We start from the raw sequence: 17,944 nt of genomic DNA on the forward strand, positions 1-17,944 counted from the left end.
TCACCATCGTATGACCAGCGCCTCCGGTGACGCTCCCGCACACCGCAGCCCAGTACGATCGAGGACATGACCACGCCGTCCGCACCCGAGAATCCCCGGCACGATCCAGCGGCCGTCGCGTCGGGCCTGATCGACCTGCTCGATCTGCGCGCGATCGATCTGGATCCCGCCTTCGCCTCCCCCGCCACCGTCGCCGCCTACGAGGGCGACTCGTCGCCGCAGCCCGGCGGTCACGTCTTCGGCGGCCAGGTGATGGGGCAGGCGGTCACCGCCGTGGGCCGTACCGCCCCCGCGGGCCGCCGCATCCACTCGATGTACTCCTATTTCCTCGCCCCCGGGGATCCGGACCATCCGATCCGCTTCCAGGTCGACGCCCTGCGCGACGGCGGCTCGTTCTCGGTGCGTCGCGTCCTGGCCACGCAGCCGGGCCGCACCGCCGAGGAGGGCGAGCGCACGATCCTGGCGATGACCGCCTCGTTCCAGGAGCAGCAGGAGGGACTCGAGCACCAGGAGCGGGCCCCGCAGGCTCCCGATCCGGAGGGCCTCCCCACCACGGCGGAGGTGCTGTCCGGGATCGATCATCCCGTCGCCCAGTACTGGTCCACCCAGCGCCCGATCGACATCCGGCACGTGACGGACCCGATCTACTTCCGGCCGGACACCAATGCGGCCGGCTCCGACGCGCAGATGGTGTGGATGCGCACGATCGCCCCGATCGAGGCCGCGCCGCTGCTGCACGATGCGATCCTCGCCTTCGCCAGCGACTACACGCCGTTCGAGCCGATCCTGCGCCGGCAGGGACTGAGCTGGATCACCCGGGGCCTGCGGATGGCGACGATCAACCACGCCATCTGGTGGCACCGCCACGTCGACGCCAACGAGTGGCTGCTCTACGTCCAGCGCTCGCCCTCGGCCTCCGGCGGGCGCGGCCTCACCCATGGCCAGGTGTTCGACCGGGCCGGCGATCTCGTCGCGACGGTGACCCAGGAAGGCATGATCCGCGTCAAGACCGGCGACTGACTCCACTCCCGCTGCCGGGACGGTGGAAGCTTCCTCAGGCGGTGGCGACCAGTCCCAGCTCCGCGCGTGAGGACAGCACCGGATGCTGCGGGGTGACCCGCACGGTGTACCCCACGTCACCCGGGACGGTGAGCGCGAACCGGGCGGCCCAGCGACGATCGTCGGCGCGCTGCAGCGGGATCAGCTGGGGCTCGGCGATCTCGCCGTCCGGACCGATCGACCCCAGCACCGCCTCGACCACCACATCCTCGTCCCGCAGGCCGCCGAGTTCGATGTCGGCCAGCAGCGTGACCTCGCCGCCGGTGGCGACCACACCGCCCTCGTCCTCGCGCGCGCCCTCGAGCGCCACGTCGGTCACGGAGACCTTCGGCCAGGCCTCCTGGACGTCGGCCTTCCACGAGGTGAACGAGCCGGCCAGGGTCGGATCCGCGACGAAGGCCGAGGCCGCGCGAGCAGCCGGGAGATAGAGGTCGGTGACGTAGTCGCGGACCATCCGGGCAGCGGTGATCTGCGGGGCGATCGTGACCAGCGAGGAGCGGATCTTCGTCAGCCAGCCGTGCTGCATGCCCCGGGCGTCGCGCTCGTAGAACAGCGGCACGATCCGGCTCTCGAGGATCTCGTACAGCGCCTCGGCCTCGAGCCGATCACGCTCCGACTGCTCGGGGACGTGCGCGGTGGGGATGGTCCATCCGGCCTCGTCGTCCTTCATCTCGTCCCACCAGCCGTCGGAGATCGAGAAGGTGAGCCCGCCGTTGAGCACGGCCTTCATCCCCGAGGTCCCGGAGGCCTCCTCGGGTCGGATGGGATTGTTCAGCCACACGTCCGAGCCGGCGATCAGCACGGAGGCCATCCGGATGTCGTAGTCGGGCAGGAAGACGATGCGGTGACGGACCCCGTGGTCGTCGGCGAACCGGACCAGCTGCTGGAGGAACTCCTTGCCCGGCCGATCGGCCGGGTGGGACTTGCCGGCGATGATGATCTGGACCGGGCGCTCGGGGTTCAGCAGGATGCGCCGCAGCCGCTCGGGGTCCGAGAGCATCAGCGTCAGGCGCTTGTAGGTCGAGACCCGTCGGGCGAAGCCGATGGTCAGCGCGCCGGGGTCGAGGATGTGATCGGTCCAGGCCAGTTCGGCCTCGTCGGCCCCTCGGCTCAGCCAGGAGTCCTTGACGTGGGTGCGGGCCATGTCGACCAGGTCCGCGCGCAGGGTGTCGCGGGCCTCGGTGAGCTCGTGATCGGTCAGCGTCGCCAGGGCGCTCCAGTCGCTGAGGGAGGAGACGTCCACGTCGCCGAGGGCCTTCTTGAACAGGTCGTCCATGGGGGCCGAGGTCCAGGTGCGCCGGTGGACGCCGTTGGTGACCGAGCCGATGGGGATCTCGGGGACGTCGAAGCCCGGGTAGAGGTCCTGGAACATCGCGCGGGAGACGGCCCCGTGGAGCTCGGCCACCCCGTTGGCACGCTGAGAGGTGCGGAAGCCCAGCTGGGCCATGTTGAAGATGTCTCCGCCCTCCTCGATGCCGAGCGCCAGAGCGGCCTCGACCGGGAGCGAGGGGATGAGATGGGAGATGCCGTTCTCGTCGGCGCCGAGGTAATGGCGCAGCTGGCCCGCCTCGAACCGGTCGATGCCGGCCGGCACCGGGGTGTGCGTGGTGAACACCGTGCCGGCACGCACCTCGCTGACCGCCTCGGCGAAACCGGCGCCGGACTGCATGAGCCGGCCGACGCGCTCGAGGCCGGAGAAGCCGGCGTGGCCCTCGTTGAGGTGGAACACGCTCGGGGCGGGGAACCCGGTGGCCGCGACGTAGGCGTCCACGGCGCGCACCCCTCCGATGCCGAGCACGATCTCCTGGACGATCCGGTGCTCGTGATCGCCGCCGTAGAGCCGGTCGGTGATCTGGCGGGCCTCGTCGTCGTTGACCTCGACGTTGGTGTCCAGCAGCAGCAGCGGGGCGCGGCCCACCGATGCCTGCCACAGGGCGATGGCGACCTCGCGGTCCCCGGGCAGGGTCACCGCGACGCGCAGCTGCTGCCCGTCGGCGCCGCGGACGGGCTGGACGGGGAGCTGATCGGGATCGTTGAGGCGGTAGTTCTCCTGCTGCCAGCCGCTGCGGTCCAGCGACTGCGAGAAGTAGCCCCACTGGTAGAGCAGGCCGACGGCGACCACCGGCACCCCCAGGTCCGACGCGGACTTCAGGTGGTCCCCGGCCAGGATGCCGAGGCCTCCCGAGTAGATCGGGAGCGTCGGGGTTATGCCGAACTCCATGGAGAAGTAGGCGACGGCCGGGGTCCCGGCGGCGGAACCCGGCGCGGACCCGGAGCCCGATCCGGGCACGGTGCGCTGGAACCAGCGACCGGAGTCGAGGTAGGTGCGCAGGTCGCCGACCTCGGAGCGCATCTTCGCGAGGAAGGACTCGTCACGGGCGGCTTCGGCCAGGCGGCCGGCGGGGACCCGGGAGAGCATCCCGATGGGATTCTCCCCGCTGGCGGCGAACGCCTCGGGGTCCAGCGAGCGGAACAGGTCCAGACACTGGCGGCGCCAGGTCCAGCGGAGGTTGAAGGCGAGTTCGCGCAGAGGCTCGAGAGCGGCCGGGAGCTGAGAGGACACCGTGATCGTGGAGATCGGCTTCATGCCTGCACGGTACCGGAGATCCGAGCGCTCGCTTGCACCCCTCGTGCGGCCCCCGTCGTCCCCGCCCGACGGCATTCCAGCGCTGCGGCCTGCAGTGATACTCGCAGAGCCGGTGGTACGACCGCAGCGATCGGATCCGCGACTGCGCGCCTCGCACGAGTCCTCTGCCCGTGCCGGGGCGGCCCCCGGGGCCAGCGACGAGCCGCCGGCGGGCTCCGCCTGCGAGAATGGATCGGCATCGCGGGGCGAGGCCGTCTCTCAGCCGAACACGTGGAGGGGACCGATGGGGAGCGACACCCGGACCGGGGAGATCCCGGAGGACACCGTGGACCTCCGGGAACGACACGACCCGGTGCGCACACTCCTGCGTGCTGCCGCGCGCGGCGAGCAGGGCGCCGCCGCCTCCCTGGTGGACGTGCTGGGCCCCCGCATCCATGGACTGGCGGTGCACGTGACCGGCTCCTCGGCCCGGGCCGAGAAGCTGACCGTCTCGGTGCTGCGGTCCTGCCTGGCCGACGCCGGCGAGCTCGCTGCGAGCGGCCTGCCCGGCGAGGTCGCCGTGCTGGACCGTGCCCGGCGCGCATGCGTGGCCACTCGCCCCAGCGGCGACGTCCGCTCCCTGGTGGCGTCGGACCCCGCCGACGAGCGCACCCGCGATCGCCGGGAGAACGAGGTCCTGCGTGTCCTGTTGAGATTGCCGGCGAGCCACCGTGCTCTCGTCGAATCCGCTGCCCAGGGGCGCTTCGACCACACCGGGAGCCGGCGCTCGGAGGCGGCCGAGGTGCTCGCCGGAGTGCTGGATCAGCTGGTTCCGCTCGGCGGACCGGTCCACGCCGAAGCGCAGACCCTCTCCGCGCTGGACGCGCTGGCGCTGGCCGATGAGAGTGAGCGCCGGCGGCTGCAGGAGCTCAGCAGCTCCCCCGCGATCTCCGCCGTGCGCCGCCGTGCCATCGAGGCCGCGGCTCAGTTGACCCTGCTGACCGCGATCGTGCCCTCCCGTGATCTGCGACCGCCGGTGCTGGAGGGGTTCGGGCCGGGGCCGCAGCCGGAGCCGGAGACGGAGACGGAGCCGCAGCCGCAGCCGCAGCCGGAGACTGCGTATCGCGGTGACTACGCCACGCCGGTGCTCGGCACCGACTCGCAGCGCCGCGTCGTCGGCCCGCCGGCGATGCCCGGCTCCCTCCACACCATCTCCGCGGCCTCGTCCGCCTCGCCGCAGACGCCCACCACGGACGCCGCGCCCCCGGGCGACGATGCCCGGCCGACGCCGGCGCCCGCCTTCAGCTTCCGTGACAGCAGCTCACCGGCGGCCCGAGGAGCCTCGGGCAAGCGCCCTCGGCCGGAGCACGGTGACCGGCCCGCCCCGCGCGGCGTCCCCTGGTTCTCGCGTGCGATCGCGGCGCTCGCGCTGATCGGCGCTCTGCTGCTGGCGTGGTTCCTTCTCGACGCGCGACGGGAGCTCGCCGCCGCGCACGAGTTCACCTCGACCTGGACCGAGCTCAGCGTCGAGCCCGAGGCCGTGCTCGTTCCCGGCCTCAGCGACAACGGCAGCTGGCAGGCCGTGATCACCGCGGACGCCATCGCGCTGCGGGCCGAGGGCGTCTCGGGCTATGAGGGCGAGGTCCTCCAGCTGTGGGGCGAGCAGGACGGGGTGCCGACGGATCTCGGTGTGCTCGAGCTCGGCCGCGACGGGCTGGTGCGCGCCACCCTCGCGGAGACTGCCGAGAGTCTGGTCGTCACCCGCGAGATGGCACCGCGGAACAGGTCCGGCACGCCGTCCGAACGGGTCGTGGCGAACCTGGATCCGGAGCTGACCGCGGATCCGGCGCCGCTCGGCGGCTGACGGCCGCTCCTCGTGCGGCGATGAGTGGGCCGGCGGCCGGTGGACGGGCCGTGGACCCGATGCACCGGCCGACGGACGACGGCGCCCGGCGGTGCGGTCCCCGCAGGGACGCACCGCCGGGCGCCGTGGTCTCGGCCTCGTGGACCGCAGTCCCTCGCGGGTGCCGCGGAGTCAGTCGCGCGTCAGGCGACGGTAGGTCACCCGGTGCGGGCGGGCGGCGTCCTCCCCGAGTCGCTGGATCTTGTTCTCCTGGTAGGCCTCGAAGTTGCCCTCGAACCAGTACCAGTTCGCGGGGTTCTCCTCGGTCCCTTCGTAGGCCAGGATGTGGGTGGCCACGCGGTCGAGGAACCAGCGGTCGTGGGAGACGACCACGGCGCAGCCGGGGAACTCCAGCAGGGCGTTCTCCAGCGAGCCCAGCGTCTGGACGTCGAGGTCGTTGGTGGGCTCATCGAGCAGCAGCACGTTGCCGCCCTGCTTGAGGGTCAGCGCCAGGTTCAGGCGGTTGCGCTCACCGCCGGAGAGCACCCCCGCCTTCTTCTGCTGATCCGGGCCCTTGAAGCCGAACTGGCTGACGTAGGCGCGAGAGGGGATCTCGACCTTGCCGACCTGGATGAAGTCCAGCCCGTCGGAGACGACCTCCCAGAGGTTCTTCTCCGGATCGATGTTCTCGCGGTTCTGATCGACGTAGCTGATCTGGACGGACTTGCCGATCTTCAGCTCACCGCCGTCCAGCGGCTCCAGGCCCACGATGGTCTTGAACAGCGTGGTCTTGCCGACGCCGTTGGGACCGATGACGCCGACGATGCCGTTGGGCGGCAGGGAGAAGGAGAGCCCGTCGATGAGCACGCGCTCGCCGAAGCCCTTCTTCAGGTCCGTGCCGTCGATGACCTGGTTGCCCAGGCGCGGCCCCGGCGGGATGGTGATCTCCTCGAAGTCGAGCTTGCGGGTGCGCTCGGCCTCCGCGGCCATCTCCTCGTAGCGGGCCAGACGGGACTTGGACTTCGCCTGACGCCCCTTCGCGCTGGAGCGGACCCACTCGAGTTCGTCCTTGAGTCGCTTGGCCAGCTTGGCGTCCTTCCGGCCCTGGACGGCGAGCCGCTCCTCCTTCTTCTCCAGGTAGGTGGAGTAGTTGCCCTCGTAGGGGTAGAGGTGGCCGCGGTCGACCTCGGCGATCCACTGGGCGACGTGGTCCAGGAAGTACCGGTCGTGGGTGACGGCGATGACGGCGCCCTCGTACTGCTGGAGGTGCTGCTCCAGCCACAGCACGCTCTCGGCGTCGAGGTGGTTGGTGGGCTCGTCCAGCAGCAGCAGATCCGGCTTCTCCAGCAGCAGCTTGCACAGCGCCACGCGGCGCTTCTCGCCGCCGGAGAGGTGGGTGACGGGCTCGTCGCCGGGCGGGCAGCGCAGCGCATCCATGGCCTGCTCGAGCTGGGAATCCAGGTCCCAGCCGTTCGCGGCGTCGATGTCGGTCTGCAGCGTGCCCATCTCGGCCATCAGCGCATCGAAGTCGGCGTCGGGCTCGGCCATCTCCTCGCCGATGGCGTTGAAGCGCTGGACCTTGCGGAACAGGTCGCCCAGCCCCTCCTGGACGTTCTCCAGGACGGTCTTGGACTCGTCCAGCGGGGGCTCCTGCAGCAGGATGCCGACGCTGTATCCGGGCGAGAGGCGGGCCTCGCCGTTGCTGGGCTGATCGAGCCCGGCCATGATCTTCAGGATCGTCGACTTGCCGGCGCCGTTGGGGCCGACCATGCCGATCTTCGCGCCCGGGTAGAAGCTCATGGTGACGTCATCGAGGATGACCTTGTCGCCCACGGCCTTGCGGGCCTTGTACATGGTGTAGATGAACTCTGCCAACTCGTTGTCCTGTTCGGAGGGTTCTGTGCGGAGGAATTCGGGGATCGGCCGGCGCGCCGCAGCTCGGCGCCGCACGGGACGTGTCGCGGTGTCCGACTCTACCCGCATCGGGTCGAGCTCTCCCCGGTGACGGTGAGCCGTGCCACCGGTCTCCGTGGGGCTCAGTCCAGCGGGACGCCGCGCTCGGTGAGCACGCGACGGGCCATGGTCGCCCCGTGCTCGGGCGGCTCCGACCCGGCGGGCGGCTGCTCGCCGTTGCGGGGCCACAGGTGCGCATCGATGCCCAGCGCCCGGGCCGCCTCGACGTTCTCGGCGCGGTCGTCGAAGAAGATGACGGCCGAGGGGATCGACACTCCCCCGGTCTCGTGGGCGAGCACGTCCAGCAGCACCTCGTAGATCTCCCGGTCGGGCTTGACGGCCCGCTCCTCGCCGGAGATCACGGCGAGCGTGAAGGCCTCGAACCAGTCGGTGCGCCGCACCGCCTCGCCGAAGGCCTGGGAGGCGTTGGACAGCAGCGCCAGGCGCACCCGGTTGCGGGCGAGGTCGTGGATCAGCGCCCGTGAGTCGGGGTCCAGCTGCAGGAAGTAGCGGTCGTCGGCGTCCTGGAGCTCGGCGACCTCGTCATCGCTGAGCTGATCGATGCCGGCCGCGGCCGCCACGGCGCTCCAGTACTGCGACGGCGTGCTCGCGCCGCGGTCGTAGGCGGGGCGTCGTTCCCACAGCTCCCGGCGCACGGCCTCGATGTCGCCGCCGAGGAGGTCGTGGACGTCCGGGACCGGGTCGTGCCCGGCACTGAGAACTCCTCCGAAGTCGAAGACGACGGTCGGTTTCGGCGGTGTGCGGCGTCGGTTTCGCTTGCTCATCGGTCCTCGTGGTCCTCACAGGTGGGCAGGCCGTCGGTGGTGCCGGTCTCGGCGATCGTCTCGGTCGCCTCCAGCGCCTCGTCGAAGGTGGACACGGCGACGACCTCGAGCCCGTCGGGCTCATAGCCCACCACCTGATCGCAGTTCTCCGCGGGGGCGAGGAAGTACTCGGCGTCGGAATCGTGGGCGCCGACCATCTTCTGGCGGATCCCGCCGATGGGGCCGACGGCGCCGTCGGCCGAGATGGTGCCGGTCCCCGCGATCTCGTGGCCGCCGGTGAGGGCGCCCGGGGTGAGCTCGTCGTAGACGGACAGCGAGAACATCATGCCGGCGCTGGGGCCGCCGATCTCCCCGACGCCGATCTCGACGTCCATCGGGAAGTCGTAGCCCTTGGCGAGGACGACGCCCATGCGGGGCTCTCCCTCGACCATCTCGGTGGGGACCTCGAGGTTGGTCTCCTCCCCGTCGCGCCGCACGGTCACCGCCACGGGCTCGCCCTCGGGCATGGCGGCGGCCAGCTCCTGGTAGCCGGCGACGTCCTCGGCGCTCGCGCCGCCGATGGAGACGACGACGTCCCCGGGCTCGAGGACCCCGTCGGCCGGGGTGCCCTCCTCGACGCCGGCGATCATCACCACGGGCTCGTAGTCGACCCCGACCTCGTCGAGGGCGACGGCGACGGCGCCCTGCTGCGACGTGCTCATCGAGACGGTGTTGGTCAGGGTCGTCTCTTCACGGGTCTGGCCCTCGGGGAAGAGGAGTTCCCGCGGCATCACGGACCGGGTGCGGTCGAACCAGGAGGCGACCACCTCGACGGGAGTGACCCGGTAGCCGGGACCGCCGTCGACGGAGACGGTGGTCATCATCAGCGATCCGTCCGTCGGGTGGGTCTGGGTGCCCGTGATCTTGAGGACCTGCTCGTCCTCGTACTCGCCGAGCACGTCGATCGCCGGGCCGGGTCGTTCGATCACGTAGGGCACCGGCATCAGGGAACCGCCCAGGATCATCAGGCACAGCAGCGCCATCGAGACCAGGGCGAGCCGCGGGCGGGCCAGCTGGGCGTCGTCGACCGAGCGCGAGATCGCCGAGCGGACCCGCTGGAGGCGGGCAGGCCGGGGCTGGTCGTCAGTCACCCGGACATTGTGCCCCACGCTCCTCGTCCCTCCCGCGCTTCCCGCTCGCCCCGGTTCCCCACTCACCCAGCCGCGGTCGATACGCTGAACCTTCACGGACTGCTGGAGGTGGCCATGAGCGACGAGCCGAGCCCGGGAGGACCCGGGGACATGGACGAGGAGGCGCTGAAGCGCTTCTTGAAGGAGACGTTCGGGGACGCCCTGCCCGAGGGTGCCCTGGACGGACTGGACCTCTCGGCGCTGGCCGAGCAGGCGCAGCTGCCGCAGGATCCGGCCCAGCTGCGGGCGGCGGCCGCCCAGATGCAGCACCTGTTCGCCGCCCAGGGAGACAATCCCGTGAACTGGGACATGGCCGAGGACATCGCGCGCCGCACCGCCGCGGGCATGGCCGGCATCCCCGGCACGCCGGAGCCCGCCGGCACGCCCGGCGACCCGAACCCCAGCGAGTCGCAAATCGAGGACCTGCGCCAGGCGGCGCAGGTAGCGCGGCTCTGGCTGGATCCGGTGATCGCGATCGACGTGCCCGCCCATGAGCTCGGCGTGTTCAGCCGCGGCACCTGGCTGCACCGCACCCTGCCGCACTGGAAGACCATCGTCGAGCCCGTCGCGAAGTACATGGCCGGCGCCATCGGCGAGGCGATCGCCTCCCGGATGGGCCAGGACGGGGAGCTCGGCGGGCTGGGCGAGGCCGGGATGCCGATGCCGGGTGACCCGGCCGCGATGATGGAGCGGATCGGCGGAACCATGTTCGGGGTGCAGTTCGGTCACGCCATCGGGTCCCTGGCCCGGGAGGTCTCCGGCACCACGGACCTCTCGCTGCCGCTCGGCCGCGAGGGCGAACCGGCCCTGGTCGCCAACAACGTCGAGGACCTCATCACCGCGCACGGCCTGGACGCAGGGGCCGCTCGGATCTTCCTGGCCGCCCGCGAGCTGGCCCACACCGCACTGTTCGACGCGGCGCCCTGGCTGGGCAAGGCACTGTTCTCGGCGATCGACGACTACGCGCGCGGGATCACCCTGGATCTCGACGCCCTCGACGAGATGGTGCGCGGACTGGATCTCTCGGACCCGGAGGCGCTGCAGGCCCGCCGCCCCGAGGAGATGTTCGTCTTCACCCGCCGGGCCTCGCAGGAGCGGGCCCTGGAGGAGCTCGCCACCACCCTCGCCCTGATCGAGGCCTGGGTCGACCACGTCACCACGCGCGCCCTCGAGGGCAAGCTGCCCGAGCTCGAGGCCATGCGCGAGGTGCTGCGCCGGCGCCGGGCCGCGGGCGCTCCGGCCGAGCAGATGCTCTCGCGCACCATCGGCATCGAGCTGCGTCCCCGCCGCGTGCGCGAGGCGCTCGCCTGGTGGGACAGCGTGCTGGCGACCGAGGGCGAGCAGGCCCGCGAGAGCAAGTGGGAGCACCCCGACCTGCTGCCGACCGCCGAGGTGCTCTCCGGGCGTCCGCAGGCGCCGCAGCCGGCCGCGGAGGACGAGGCCGAGGCCCTGGCCGACGTGGACATCCCCGCCGACTTCGACGCGGAGCTGGAGCGCCTGCTCTCGGACGTCCGCGGCAGCGGTGAGGCGGCGGGCACCGACGGCACTGCCCCGCAGGACGACGCCGGGGAGGTCGACCGGGAGGACGACGGCAGCGGCGGCGACGGCGAGTCCGGCGACAGCGGGACGGACCCGGGCCGGCCCGATGCCCGCTGAGAGCGCTCGCACCGAGCTCGGTCTCGCCCGCGAGGCCGTCTCCGGTCCGGAGGTCGCCGAGGACTACCTCGCACTGCTGGGGTCCGAGCCGCGGGCGCTGTACCGCGACGGCGGACCCCGCCACCTCACGGCGAGCGCCGTGGTGATCGACGCCCCCGCCGAGCACGTCGCACTGGTGTGGCACCGCAAGGGACGATTCTGGGTCCAGCCGGGCGGCCACCTCGAGCAGGGCGAGTCGAGCTTCGAGCAGGCCGCCCGCCGTGAGGTCGCCGAGGAGATCGGCCTGACCGTTCTCGAGCGCGTCGGTGCGGGGCCGGCCGTGCTGCACCGTCACCGGCTCGATGCGGCCTTCGGCGCCTGCAGCGAGCACTGGGACGTGCAGTACCTGCTGCGCGCCCCGGCCCCGGCATCCGAGCTGCCGCTGACCGCGAGCGAGGAATCGCCCGACGTCACCTGGGCCCCGTGGCCGCTCGTGGGCGAGGGGTCGCAGCGCTCGAGCGCCGCCCTGCCCGAGGGCACCGTCACCGACCTGCCCGGCACCCTCGATGGCCTGGCCCCGTTCGTGGCGCGCTACGCCGTCTGATCCGAGCGGCCCGGGGCCTCGTCGACGTCGCCGCCGACGGGCAGGTTCTGGGCCCAGGAGACGCCGTCGAGGAAGCCCTGGGCCTTCTCCGCCTGCGGATAGCGGTTCATCAGCGCACGGAACTCCGGGCCGTGCCCCGGGACCAGCAGGTGGACCAGCTCGTGCATGAGCACCGAGCGCACCACGAAATCCGGCATCCCCTCGAGGTTGTGCGACAGGCGGATCGTGGCATCAGCGGGGGTGCATGACCCCCAGCGCTGGTTCTGACGTGTGGACCAGGTCACCGAACGGGGCCGGGCACGGCCGTCGAGATAAGCCTCACTGAGCTCCTCGGCCATCGCCGCCAGGGACGCGTCGCTGCGGCGCGCCGGGGCGGAGCGGGCCTCCTTGCGGCTCAGCTGGTCGACCATCTTGCGGACCCAGTCGCGCTCCTGACGACGGCTGAACGACGCCGGGATCGCGATCACCAGGTCCCCGTCGCGGCGCGTGATCGAGACGGTGCGGCGCCGGCGCTGCGAGCGCCGCACCAGCACCCGCTCCCCGCGCGGCCCGGTGACGTGCTCGTGCTGGACCAGATCGTTCATGGACACCAAGCCTGGCACGTCCGATGACCAAGAAACTTCGTCCACACCTGTGCGCCGTGGAAGTGCTCGTCACAGCGTCGTGACCGCGGTGGACGGACCGTCCTCCACACTGGCCGCACCGCCACGGCACGGATGTCCACAGGCCCTGGCGAGTTGTCCACAGCCGGTCCCCCGGACTCCTTTGACCCGCCCGGTGCGCAGGGGCTAGGTTTCCCTGCACGTGGGACCCCGGGATAACTAGCAGGACGCACACGGGGAAGGTGCGCGTGGTGCTGAGCGCCCCCGGGGCCCCACGGCCCTCCAGGCCATCCTCACCTGCGTCCGGGCCTTACGATGTCGGCTCGTCGCGCGCACTTCCTCGGCTCCGCGGAGCCCCTTGAACCCGAAGCGCGCGACGGGCCGACCCGGCCGGCGAGGTCCTCCGGATCGTCGTCCGGAGCGGTGACGAACCCGTCCCGGGCCTGCGCCGCCCCCCCTGCTCGGTTCGTGCGGCCCCCTCGCCCCCGTTACAGTGGATCGATCCCGGCCTCGCGGCATCCGCGGCGCGTCCGGGGAACCGAACACCACCGACGATTCTTACGAGGAGCGGATATGGCCGACGAGACCTATGCCGGAGAGTTCTACTGCGTGAAGTGCCGCGAGAAGCGGGAGGCCGAGGGCGACGTCGTCGTCTCCAACGGTCGTCGTATGGCCAAGGCCGTGTGCCCCGAGTGCGGCACCAAGCTGAACCGGATCCTCGGCAAGGCCTGATACGGACCGGCCGGTTCGACCCGGCGCACGACGAGGGGCGAGGCACCGCAGCGGTGCCTCGCCCCTCGTGCGTCCGGGAACGTCGGTCAGGACGCCGTTCAGGCGGCGTCCTCGCTCCGGTCCGGCTCGCGGTTCTTGCGGGGCCGCCCGCGGCCGCGCTTGACCGCGATGATGCGGCCGGACTCGAAGATGGCGCCGCCCCACACGCCCCAGGGCTCAGCGCGCTCCAGGGCGCCCTCACGGCACTCCTGGATCAGCGGGCAGTCGGCACACAGGGCCTTGGCCCGCTCGAGGTCGGCGGGCCGCTCCGAGAAGAACAGGTCAGCGGCGTCGGCGTCGTGGCACGGCAGCATGTGCGCCGCCGTGGTGACAGGGCTGGGGAAAGTGGTGAAAAGAGAAGTCATCGTCTCGCTGCTTCGAAGATCGTCGGGGACGAGCCCGTGAGGGCGAAGGTGCGGCGGCGGTGCCGCACCGTGCAGCGAGAAGTGGTCTCGTCAGCTGGAAGCGGTCACCGTCGGGGCGAAGGCCCGTTCGCGTGGCAGAAGGGTGGGCGCGCCGATGTGGCCGCCGTACTCCGCGAGATTCCTGGTATCGATCACGGATCACACCCCCTTTCTGCTGCGCGTTCCCCGGTGTCCCGGGTCACGATGCGGACGATTGACGATGATGAGTCTACACACGGCCCGGCGATCGCACATCTATTTTTTGACCTGCACTTTCGCGCGCTCGGGCCCGGGTCGAGGCGCCGGCCGGACTGATTCTCGCGGCCTCCCCCGCTCAGGATCCCGTCCCGCTCCAGGACTCCTCCCGCCGGACGGGGACCGTCCGTCTCACGACGTCTCTTGCGACTTCTCGGCATCGCCCGTCTCGGCGGCCAGCAGCTCGAGGAGCTCGCCGCCGAAGGCCTCGACCTTGGCGGGGCCCACGCCCGGCACCTCCAGCAGCTCCGCCCGGGTGCGCGGCCGCCGCTCGGCGATCGCCTCCAGGGCCGCATCGGTGAGGACGGTGTACGCCGGGGCGCCGCTGCCGCGGGTCCTCTCCCGCCGCCAAGCCCGCAGAGTCTCGATCAGCGTGTGAGCGGCCGTGGCCGGGCAGCCCTGGTGGCGGCCGATCCGCTGCTCGCGGGGGCTGACCAGTCCCTGCCCGCACACACGGCACTCCGCGTAGACGGTGGCGCCGCGCCGTCCCGTGCGCCGGGGACCGGCGCCGGGAGCCGTGCTCGGGGCGTCGGGATGCTCGAGGACCCCGTCGAGGAAGCGGGAGGGCTTGCGGGACCCGCGGGCCCCCGGGGTGCGTGCGGCGGACCAGCTCACGGTGAGCAGGTCCCGGGCCCGCGTGAGGGCGACGTAGAACAGTCGCCGCTCCTCCTCGATCTCGGCGGCGGTGCGGGCCATGGAGATCGGCAGCAGGCCGTCGCTGGCGCCGACCACGTGGACCACCGGCCACTCCAGACCTTTGGCGGCGTGCACGGAGGCGAGCGTGACGCCGTCGACGACGGGGGCGGACTGGGCCTCGGCGCGCTCCTCGAGCTCGCGGACCACATCGGCCATGGTCGCCCCGGGACGGGAGGTGATGGTGTCGGCGAGGGAGACGAGCGCGTTCAGGGAGTCCCAGCGGTCCCGGACAGCGCCCGTGGTCTCGGGGGCCTTCTGCGACCAGCCCTGCTGGGAGAGGACGTCGCGCACGGCGCGGGCGGGGTCGAGCTGCTCGACGCGGGTGGCCGCGCGCAGGGCCACCATGGCCCGCCGCACCTCCTGGCGCTCGAAGAACCGGTCCCCGCCCCGCACCAGATAGCCGATGCCGCGAGCGGTCAGCGCCTGCTCGAAGGCCTCGGACTGGCTGTTGGTGCGGAACAGGATCGCGACGTCGGCCGCCGGGCGGCCCTCGGCGACCAGGGCCGCGATGCGGTCGGCGACGCCGTCGGCCTCGGCGGGATCATCGGCGAAGGACTCCACCACCGGGGGCGGGCCCGCCTCCCGCTGGGAGACCAGGGTGAGGCGGCTGTCCCGCGTGCGGCCCCGGGCGCCGTCCAGCACGGTGTTGGCCATCCGCACGATCTGCGGGGTGGAGCGGTAGTTGCGCTCGAGCCGGATGGTGCGGGCGCGCTTGAACTCCCGGGGGAAGTCGAGCAGGTACGAGGCGCGGGCCCCGGCGAAGGTGTAGATGGTCTGGGCGGCGTCGCCCACCACGCAGACGTCGTCGCCCGAACCCAGCCAGAGACGCAGCAAGGTGTGCTGGAGAGCGGAGACGTCCTGGTACTCGTCGACCACGTAGTGGCGGTACTGGCTGCGCACCTCGCGGGCGACGTCGGCGCGCTCGGTGAGGAAACCGACCATGTGCAGCAGCACGTCCTCGAAATCGATGACGCCGCGCTCCTTCTTGACCTCCTCGTACTGGGTGAGGATGCGCGCGATGGAGCGGGAGTCGAAGCCGGAGACCCCGGGGCGCTTGGCCGCGGTGGCGGCCTCCGGATAGGACTCGGGGGTGAGCATCGAGACCCGGGACCATTCCACCTCGGCGACGATGTCGCGCAGGGCGGCGCGGTCCACGCTCATGTGCAGCCGCTGGCAGGCCTCGCCCACCCCCGGGAACTTGTTGGGCATGATCTCCGGCATCCCTCCGCCGACCACGCGCGGCCAGAAGTGGCGCAGCTGACGCAGAGCGGCCGCGTGGAACGTGCGGGCCTGGACGGCCGGGACCCCGAGATCTCGCAGCCTCGAGCGCATCTCGGCGGCGGCCTTCGCGGTGAACGTCACCGCCAGCACGTGGCGGGGATCGAGCTGACCGGTCGCGACGCCGTAGGCGATGCGGTGCGTGATCGCTCGGGTCTTGCCGGTGCCCGCACCGGCAAGCACGCACAGCGGGGTGCCGAAGCTGCGCGCGACCTCCTGCTGCTCCGGGTCCAGCGCCGCCAGGATGCTCTCGGCATCGGGCGGCGGGGCGGGAGCCGAGGGCGTCTCGTGCGCTGCGGACTGGGGTGGGTGGGTCATCACCACTCATCCTGCCAGCGGGAGCCGACGGATCGCGGCCCGGTGTGGACGGTGGTGCCTCACACCTCGGCCGGGGCCCCGTACCAGTCGTCGATCAGGGCTCGGCCCAGGGAGGCCTGACCGGGAAGCTCGACCTCGCCGGCCTCGAGCGCGGCGGCCAGCTCCTGACGCGTGAACCAGCGGGCCTCGGCGATCTCGTCCTCCTGCAGGGTGAGCTCGACCGAGCCGGGCACCCAGGCCCGGAATCCCAGCATCAGCGACCGCGGGAACGGCCACGGCTGGCTGCCGACGTACTCGACCTCCTCGACCCTGACGCCGACCTCCTCGGCCACCTCGCGCGCCACCGCATCCTCGAGGCTCTCCCCCGGTTCGACGAAACCGGCCAGCACCGAGTGGAACCGGCCGCGGAAGTTCACGTTGCGCGCCAGCAGCAGCCTGTCGGCGCTGTCCCGCACGGCCATGATCACCGCGGCGTCGGTGCGCGGGAAGTGCTCGGTGCCGTCCTCGCGACAGCGCAGCACCCAGCCGCCGGTCTCGGCCTCGAGCAGCTCGCCGCACAGCGGGCAGTGCCGCATGGAGCGGTGCCAGGCGCCCATGGCGACGGCGGTCAGGGCGAGGCCGGCGTCCTCCGCCTCGAGCTGCTCCGCGACGCGCCGCAGGTCACGCAGATCACGGCCGGGGTCGTCGAGCTCGGGGCTGGGCTCGGGGATCTCGACGGCGAGGACCCGCATGCCGTCTCGACGGCCCAGCAGCACGAGCGGCTGGCGGGCACCGCCGCGGGGGTCCTCGGTCTCCAGCGCGATGGCCAGGGTGCCGTCCTCCTGCTCGTGCACGGCCGCGGCGCCGCCGCGGGTGACGAGGTAGCGGGCGTCCTCGCCGGGAGCCACCATCGCCGGGTCGATCCGACTGGCCGCCTCCCGGTCCGTCGCGAGCAGGGTCAAGGGGGTGTGCAGAGAGGGGCCGCGGAGCTTCGCCATACCCTCGAGCCTACGCGGCGTCCAGGGGTGGGCCGGGTACGGTGGAAGGGTGCATCGCAACTCCTATTCCTTGGCTGCTCTCGCCGCGGCGGCGGTCCCCGGCCTGGTCCCGGCGCGGACCACGGCGATCGCGACCCCGGCTGAGGATCTGGACGTCGCCGGGGTGGTCGGCGACGACGACCGGCGCGTCATGGTCCTCTCCCCCGCCTCGACGTCGGCGGGGATCCGTCTCGAGCGCGACCTGAAGGTCACCGACGCGCTCTCGGGGACCTCGCTGCGCGGTGTGATCCCGCCGGTGCTCGGTTTCGTGAAGCTCTCCGAAGGTGGCCGGGCGGCCGTCACCGAAGCTCCCGTCGGGCGCCCGCTGATGCTCGAGGATCTGCACCGGTCCGCAGAGCTCGCGCGGTCGCTGGGCCGGATCCTCGCTCGCATCCACACGGTCCCGCGCTACGCCGCCGAGGCGGCGGGGGTGGAGTCCTTCACGCCGGAGGTCCTCCACGCCGAGCACGTCACCCGGGTGCGCACGGCCAAGGAGGGCGGGCATCTGCCGGCAGCCGTCGCCCAGCGCTGGGAGGCGCTGCTGGAGGACACCGAGCTGTGGGACTTCTCCCCGCAGTTCATCCATGGCGACCTCTCCGAGGAGAGCCTGTTCCTGACCGGTGACCGGGTCAGCGCGGTGCGCGACTGGTCCTCCTCCAAAGTGGCCGATGCCGCCACCGATCTGGCCTGGCTGATCTCCTCGCTGGACCCGGACCGCTTCGACGACCTGTACTCCGCGTACCGCGAGGAGCTGCCGACCTCGACGCATCCGCGGCTGATGGAGCGCGCTCAGGCGCTCGGCGAGTTCGCCGTCGCCGAATGGCTGGCGCACGGCCTGGAGACCGGCGACGAGACGATCGTGGCCGACGCCCGCGGCATGATCGCCGACCTCGATGCCGATCTGGCGCAGATCGCGCGGGACGAGGCCGAGCGGGCCTATGAGGAGATGAACCCCCGCCAGGACGAGGCCTGAGCGACTCCTCACCGGGT

Annotated in this window: 14 protein-coding genes; 6 read left to right on the plus strand and 8 right to left on the minus strand. The window is 72.1% G+C overall.

Annotation, left to right across the window (positions count from 1 at the left end; translation table 11 throughout):
• Nucleotides 1-66: 66 nt before the first annotated feature.
• On the plus strand, nucleotides 67-1,020 hold the full coding sequence (locus ACFQRD_RS00795) for an acyl-CoA thioesterase (RefSeq protein WP_377803279.1): 954 nt from the start codon (nucleotides 67-69) through the stop codon (nucleotides 1,018-1,020).
• Between the two features lie 34 nt (nucleotides 1,021-1,054).
• Here ACFQRD_RS00795 and glgP read toward each other — a convergent pair whose 3' ends face one another.
• Nucleotides 1,055-3,646, minus strand: coding sequence for an alpha-glucan family phosphorylase (gene glgP, locus ACFQRD_RS00800; protein ID WP_377803280.1), 2,592 nt, complete (start codon nucleotides 3,644-3,646; stop codon nucleotides 1,055-1,057).
• A 283-nt stretch (nucleotides 3,647-3,929) separates the two neighbouring features.
• Here glgP and ACFQRD_RS00805 point away from each other — a divergent pair, with 283 nt between their 5' ends.
• Entirely contained in the window at nucleotides 3,930-5,489 is a 1,560-nt protein-coding gene (locus ACFQRD_RS00805) for a hypothetical protein (RefSeq protein ID WP_377803281.1), read from the plus strand.
• A 171-nt stretch (nucleotides 5,490-5,660) separates the two neighbouring features.
• On the opposite strand, the gene ettA is transcribed toward ACFQRD_RS00805, so the two are convergent.
• The 3 genes from ettA to ACFQRD_RS00820 all read right to left on the minus strand — a co-directional run bounded on the left by ettA (nucleotide 5,661) and on the right by ACFQRD_RS00820 (nucleotide 9,336).
• Nucleotides 5,661-7,343, minus strand: coding sequence for an energy-dependent translational throttle protein EttA (gene ettA / locus ACFQRD_RS00810; protein WP_377019089.1), 1,683 nt, complete (start codon nucleotides 7,341-7,343; stop codon nucleotides 5,661-5,663).
• 161 nt (nucleotides 7,344-7,504) lie between these two features.
• Nucleotides 7,505-8,206 (minus strand): HAD family hydrolase, encoded by a 702-nt coding sequence (locus ACFQRD_RS00815; protein ID WP_377803282.1) that lies wholly within the window; start codon nucleotides 8,204-8,206, stop codon nucleotides 7,505-7,507.
• Entirely contained in the window at nucleotides 8,203-9,336 is a 1,134-nt protein-coding gene (locus ACFQRD_RS00820; RefSeq protein WP_377803283.1) for a PDZ domain-containing protein, read from the minus strand. The genes ACFQRD_RS00815 and ACFQRD_RS00820 overlap by 4 nt, the downstream gene beginning before the upstream one ends.
• 114 nt (nucleotides 9,337-9,450) lie before the next feature.
• Here ACFQRD_RS00820 and ACFQRD_RS00825 point away from each other — a divergent pair, with 114 nt between their 5' ends.
• Together ACFQRD_RS00825 and ACFQRD_RS00830 are read left to right on the plus strand one after the other, a co-directional pair.
• Nucleotides 9,451-11,031 (plus strand): zinc-dependent metalloprotease, encoded by a 1,581-nt coding sequence (locus ACFQRD_RS00825; protein WP_377803284.1) that lies wholly within the window; start codon nucleotides 9,451-9,453, stop codon nucleotides 11,029-11,031.
• Nucleotides 11,021-11,614: an NUDIX hydrolase gene (locus ACFQRD_RS00830; RefSeq protein ID WP_377803285.1), complete on the plus strand. Its 594-nt coding sequence runs from the start codon at nucleotides 11,021-11,023 to the stop codon at nucleotides 11,612-11,614. The genes ACFQRD_RS00825 and ACFQRD_RS00830 overlap by 11 nt, the downstream gene beginning before the upstream one ends.
• On the opposite strand, the gene ACFQRD_RS00835 is transcribed toward ACFQRD_RS00830, so the two are convergent.
• Nucleotides 11,602-12,198 (minus strand): SprT-like domain-containing protein, encoded by a 597-nt coding sequence (locus tag ACFQRD_RS00835; protein ID WP_377794354.1) that lies wholly within the window; start codon nucleotides 12,196-12,198, stop codon nucleotides 11,602-11,604. The genes ACFQRD_RS00830 and ACFQRD_RS00835 overlap by 13 nt on opposite strands.
• A 591-nt stretch (nucleotides 12,199-12,789) precedes the next feature.
• On the opposite strand from ACFQRD_RS00835, the gene ACFQRD_RS00840 reads away from it, so the two are divergent.
• Nucleotides 12,790-12,948, plus strand: coding sequence for a DUF5679 domain-containing protein (locus ACFQRD_RS00840; protein ID WP_209901997.1), 159 nt, complete (start codon nucleotides 12,790-12,792; stop codon nucleotides 12,946-12,948).
• A 98-nt stretch (nucleotides 12,949-13,046) separates the two neighbouring features.
• Here the strand turns inward: ACFQRD_RS00840 and ACFQRD_RS00845 are convergent, their stop codons facing one another.
• From ACFQRD_RS00845 to nudC, 3 genes are all read right to left on the minus strand, one after another.
• A complete protein-coding gene (locus tag ACFQRD_RS00845; protein WP_377019082.1) occupies nucleotides 13,047-13,352 on the minus strand; it encodes a WhiB family transcriptional regulator in 306 nt (101 codons plus the stop codon).
• A gap of 426 nt (nucleotides 13,353-13,778) precedes the next feature.
• A complete protein-coding gene (locus tag ACFQRD_RS00850; protein WP_377803286.1) occupies nucleotides 13,779-15,938 on the minus strand; it encodes an ATP-dependent DNA helicase UvrD2 in 2,160 nt (719 codons plus the stop codon).
• Nucleotides 15,939-15,997: 59 nt separating this feature from the next.
• Nucleotides 15,998-16,915 carry an NAD(+) diphosphatase gene (nudC, locus tag ACFQRD_RS00855; protein ID WP_377019080.1) on the minus strand — a complete coding sequence of 306 codons (918 nt, stop codon included), beginning with the start codon at nucleotides 16,913-16,915 and terminating at the stop codon, nucleotides 15,998-16,000.
• Nucleotides 16,916-16,964: 49 nt separating this feature from the next.
• Here nudC and ACFQRD_RS00860 point away from each other — a divergent pair, with 49 nt between their 5' ends.
• Nucleotides 16,965-17,927 carry a phosphotransferase gene (locus ACFQRD_RS00860; protein WP_377019078.1) on the plus strand — a complete coding sequence of 321 codons (963 nt, stop codon included), beginning with the start codon at nucleotides 16,965-16,967 and terminating at the stop codon, nucleotides 17,925-17,927.
• The last annotated feature ends 17 nt before the right edge of the window (nucleotides 17,928-17,944 follow it).

The sequence above is a fragment of the Brachybacterium sp. GCM10030268 genome (genome assembly GCF_042666305.1).
Classification (GTDB): Bacteria; Actinomycetota; Actinomycetes; order Actinomycetales; family Dermabacteraceae; genus Brachybacterium.

What these genes read in the sequence shown, in the direction of transcription:
- ACFQRD_RS00815 (WP_377803282.1), bottom strand. Translation starts at nt 8,206, where the DNA reads ATGAGCAAGCGAAACCGACGCCGCACACCGCCGAAACCGACCGTCGTC.
- ACFQRD_RS00840 (WP_209901997.1), top strand. Translation starts at nt 12,790, where the DNA reads ATGGCCGACGAGACCTATGCCGGAGAGTTCTACTGCGTGAAGTGCCGC.
- ACFQRD_RS00835 (WP_377794354.1), bottom strand. Translation starts at nt 12,198, where the DNA reads ATGAACGATCTGGTCCAGCACGAGCACGTCACCGGGCCGCGCGGGGAG.
- ACFQRD_RS00830 (WP_377803285.1), top strand. Translation starts at nt 11,021, where the DNA reads ATGCCCGCTGAGAGCGCTCGCACCGAGCTCGGTCTCGCCCGCGAGGCC.
- nudC (WP_377019080.1), bottom strand. Translation starts at nt 16,915, where the DNA reads ATGGCGAAGCTCCGCGGCCCCTCTCTGCACACCCCCTTGACCCTGCTC.
- ACFQRD_RS00805 (WP_377803281.1), top strand. Translation starts at nt 3,930, where the DNA reads ATGGGGAGCGACACCCGGACCGGGGAGATCCCGGAGGACACCGTGGAC.
- glgP (WP_377803280.1), bottom strand. Translation starts at nt 3,646, where the DNA reads ATGAAGCCGATCTCCACGATCACGGTGTCCTCTCAGCTCCCGGCCGCT.
- ACFQRD_RS00825 (WP_377803284.1), top strand. Translation starts at nt 9,451, where the DNA reads ATGAGCGACGAGCCGAGCCCGGGAGGACCCGGGGACATGGACGAGGAG.
- ACFQRD_RS00845 (WP_377019082.1), bottom strand. Translation starts at nt 13,352, where the DNA reads ATGACTTCTCTTTTCACCACTTTCCCCAGCCCTGTCACCACGGCGGCG.
- ACFQRD_RS00850 (WP_377803286.1), bottom strand. Translation starts at nt 15,938, where the DNA reads ATGACCCACCCACCCCAGTCCGCAGCGCACGAGACGCCCTCGGCTCCC.
- ACFQRD_RS00795 (WP_377803279.1), top strand. Translation starts at nt 67, where the DNA reads ATGACCACGCCGTCCGCACCCGAGAATCCCCGGCACGATCCAGCGGCC.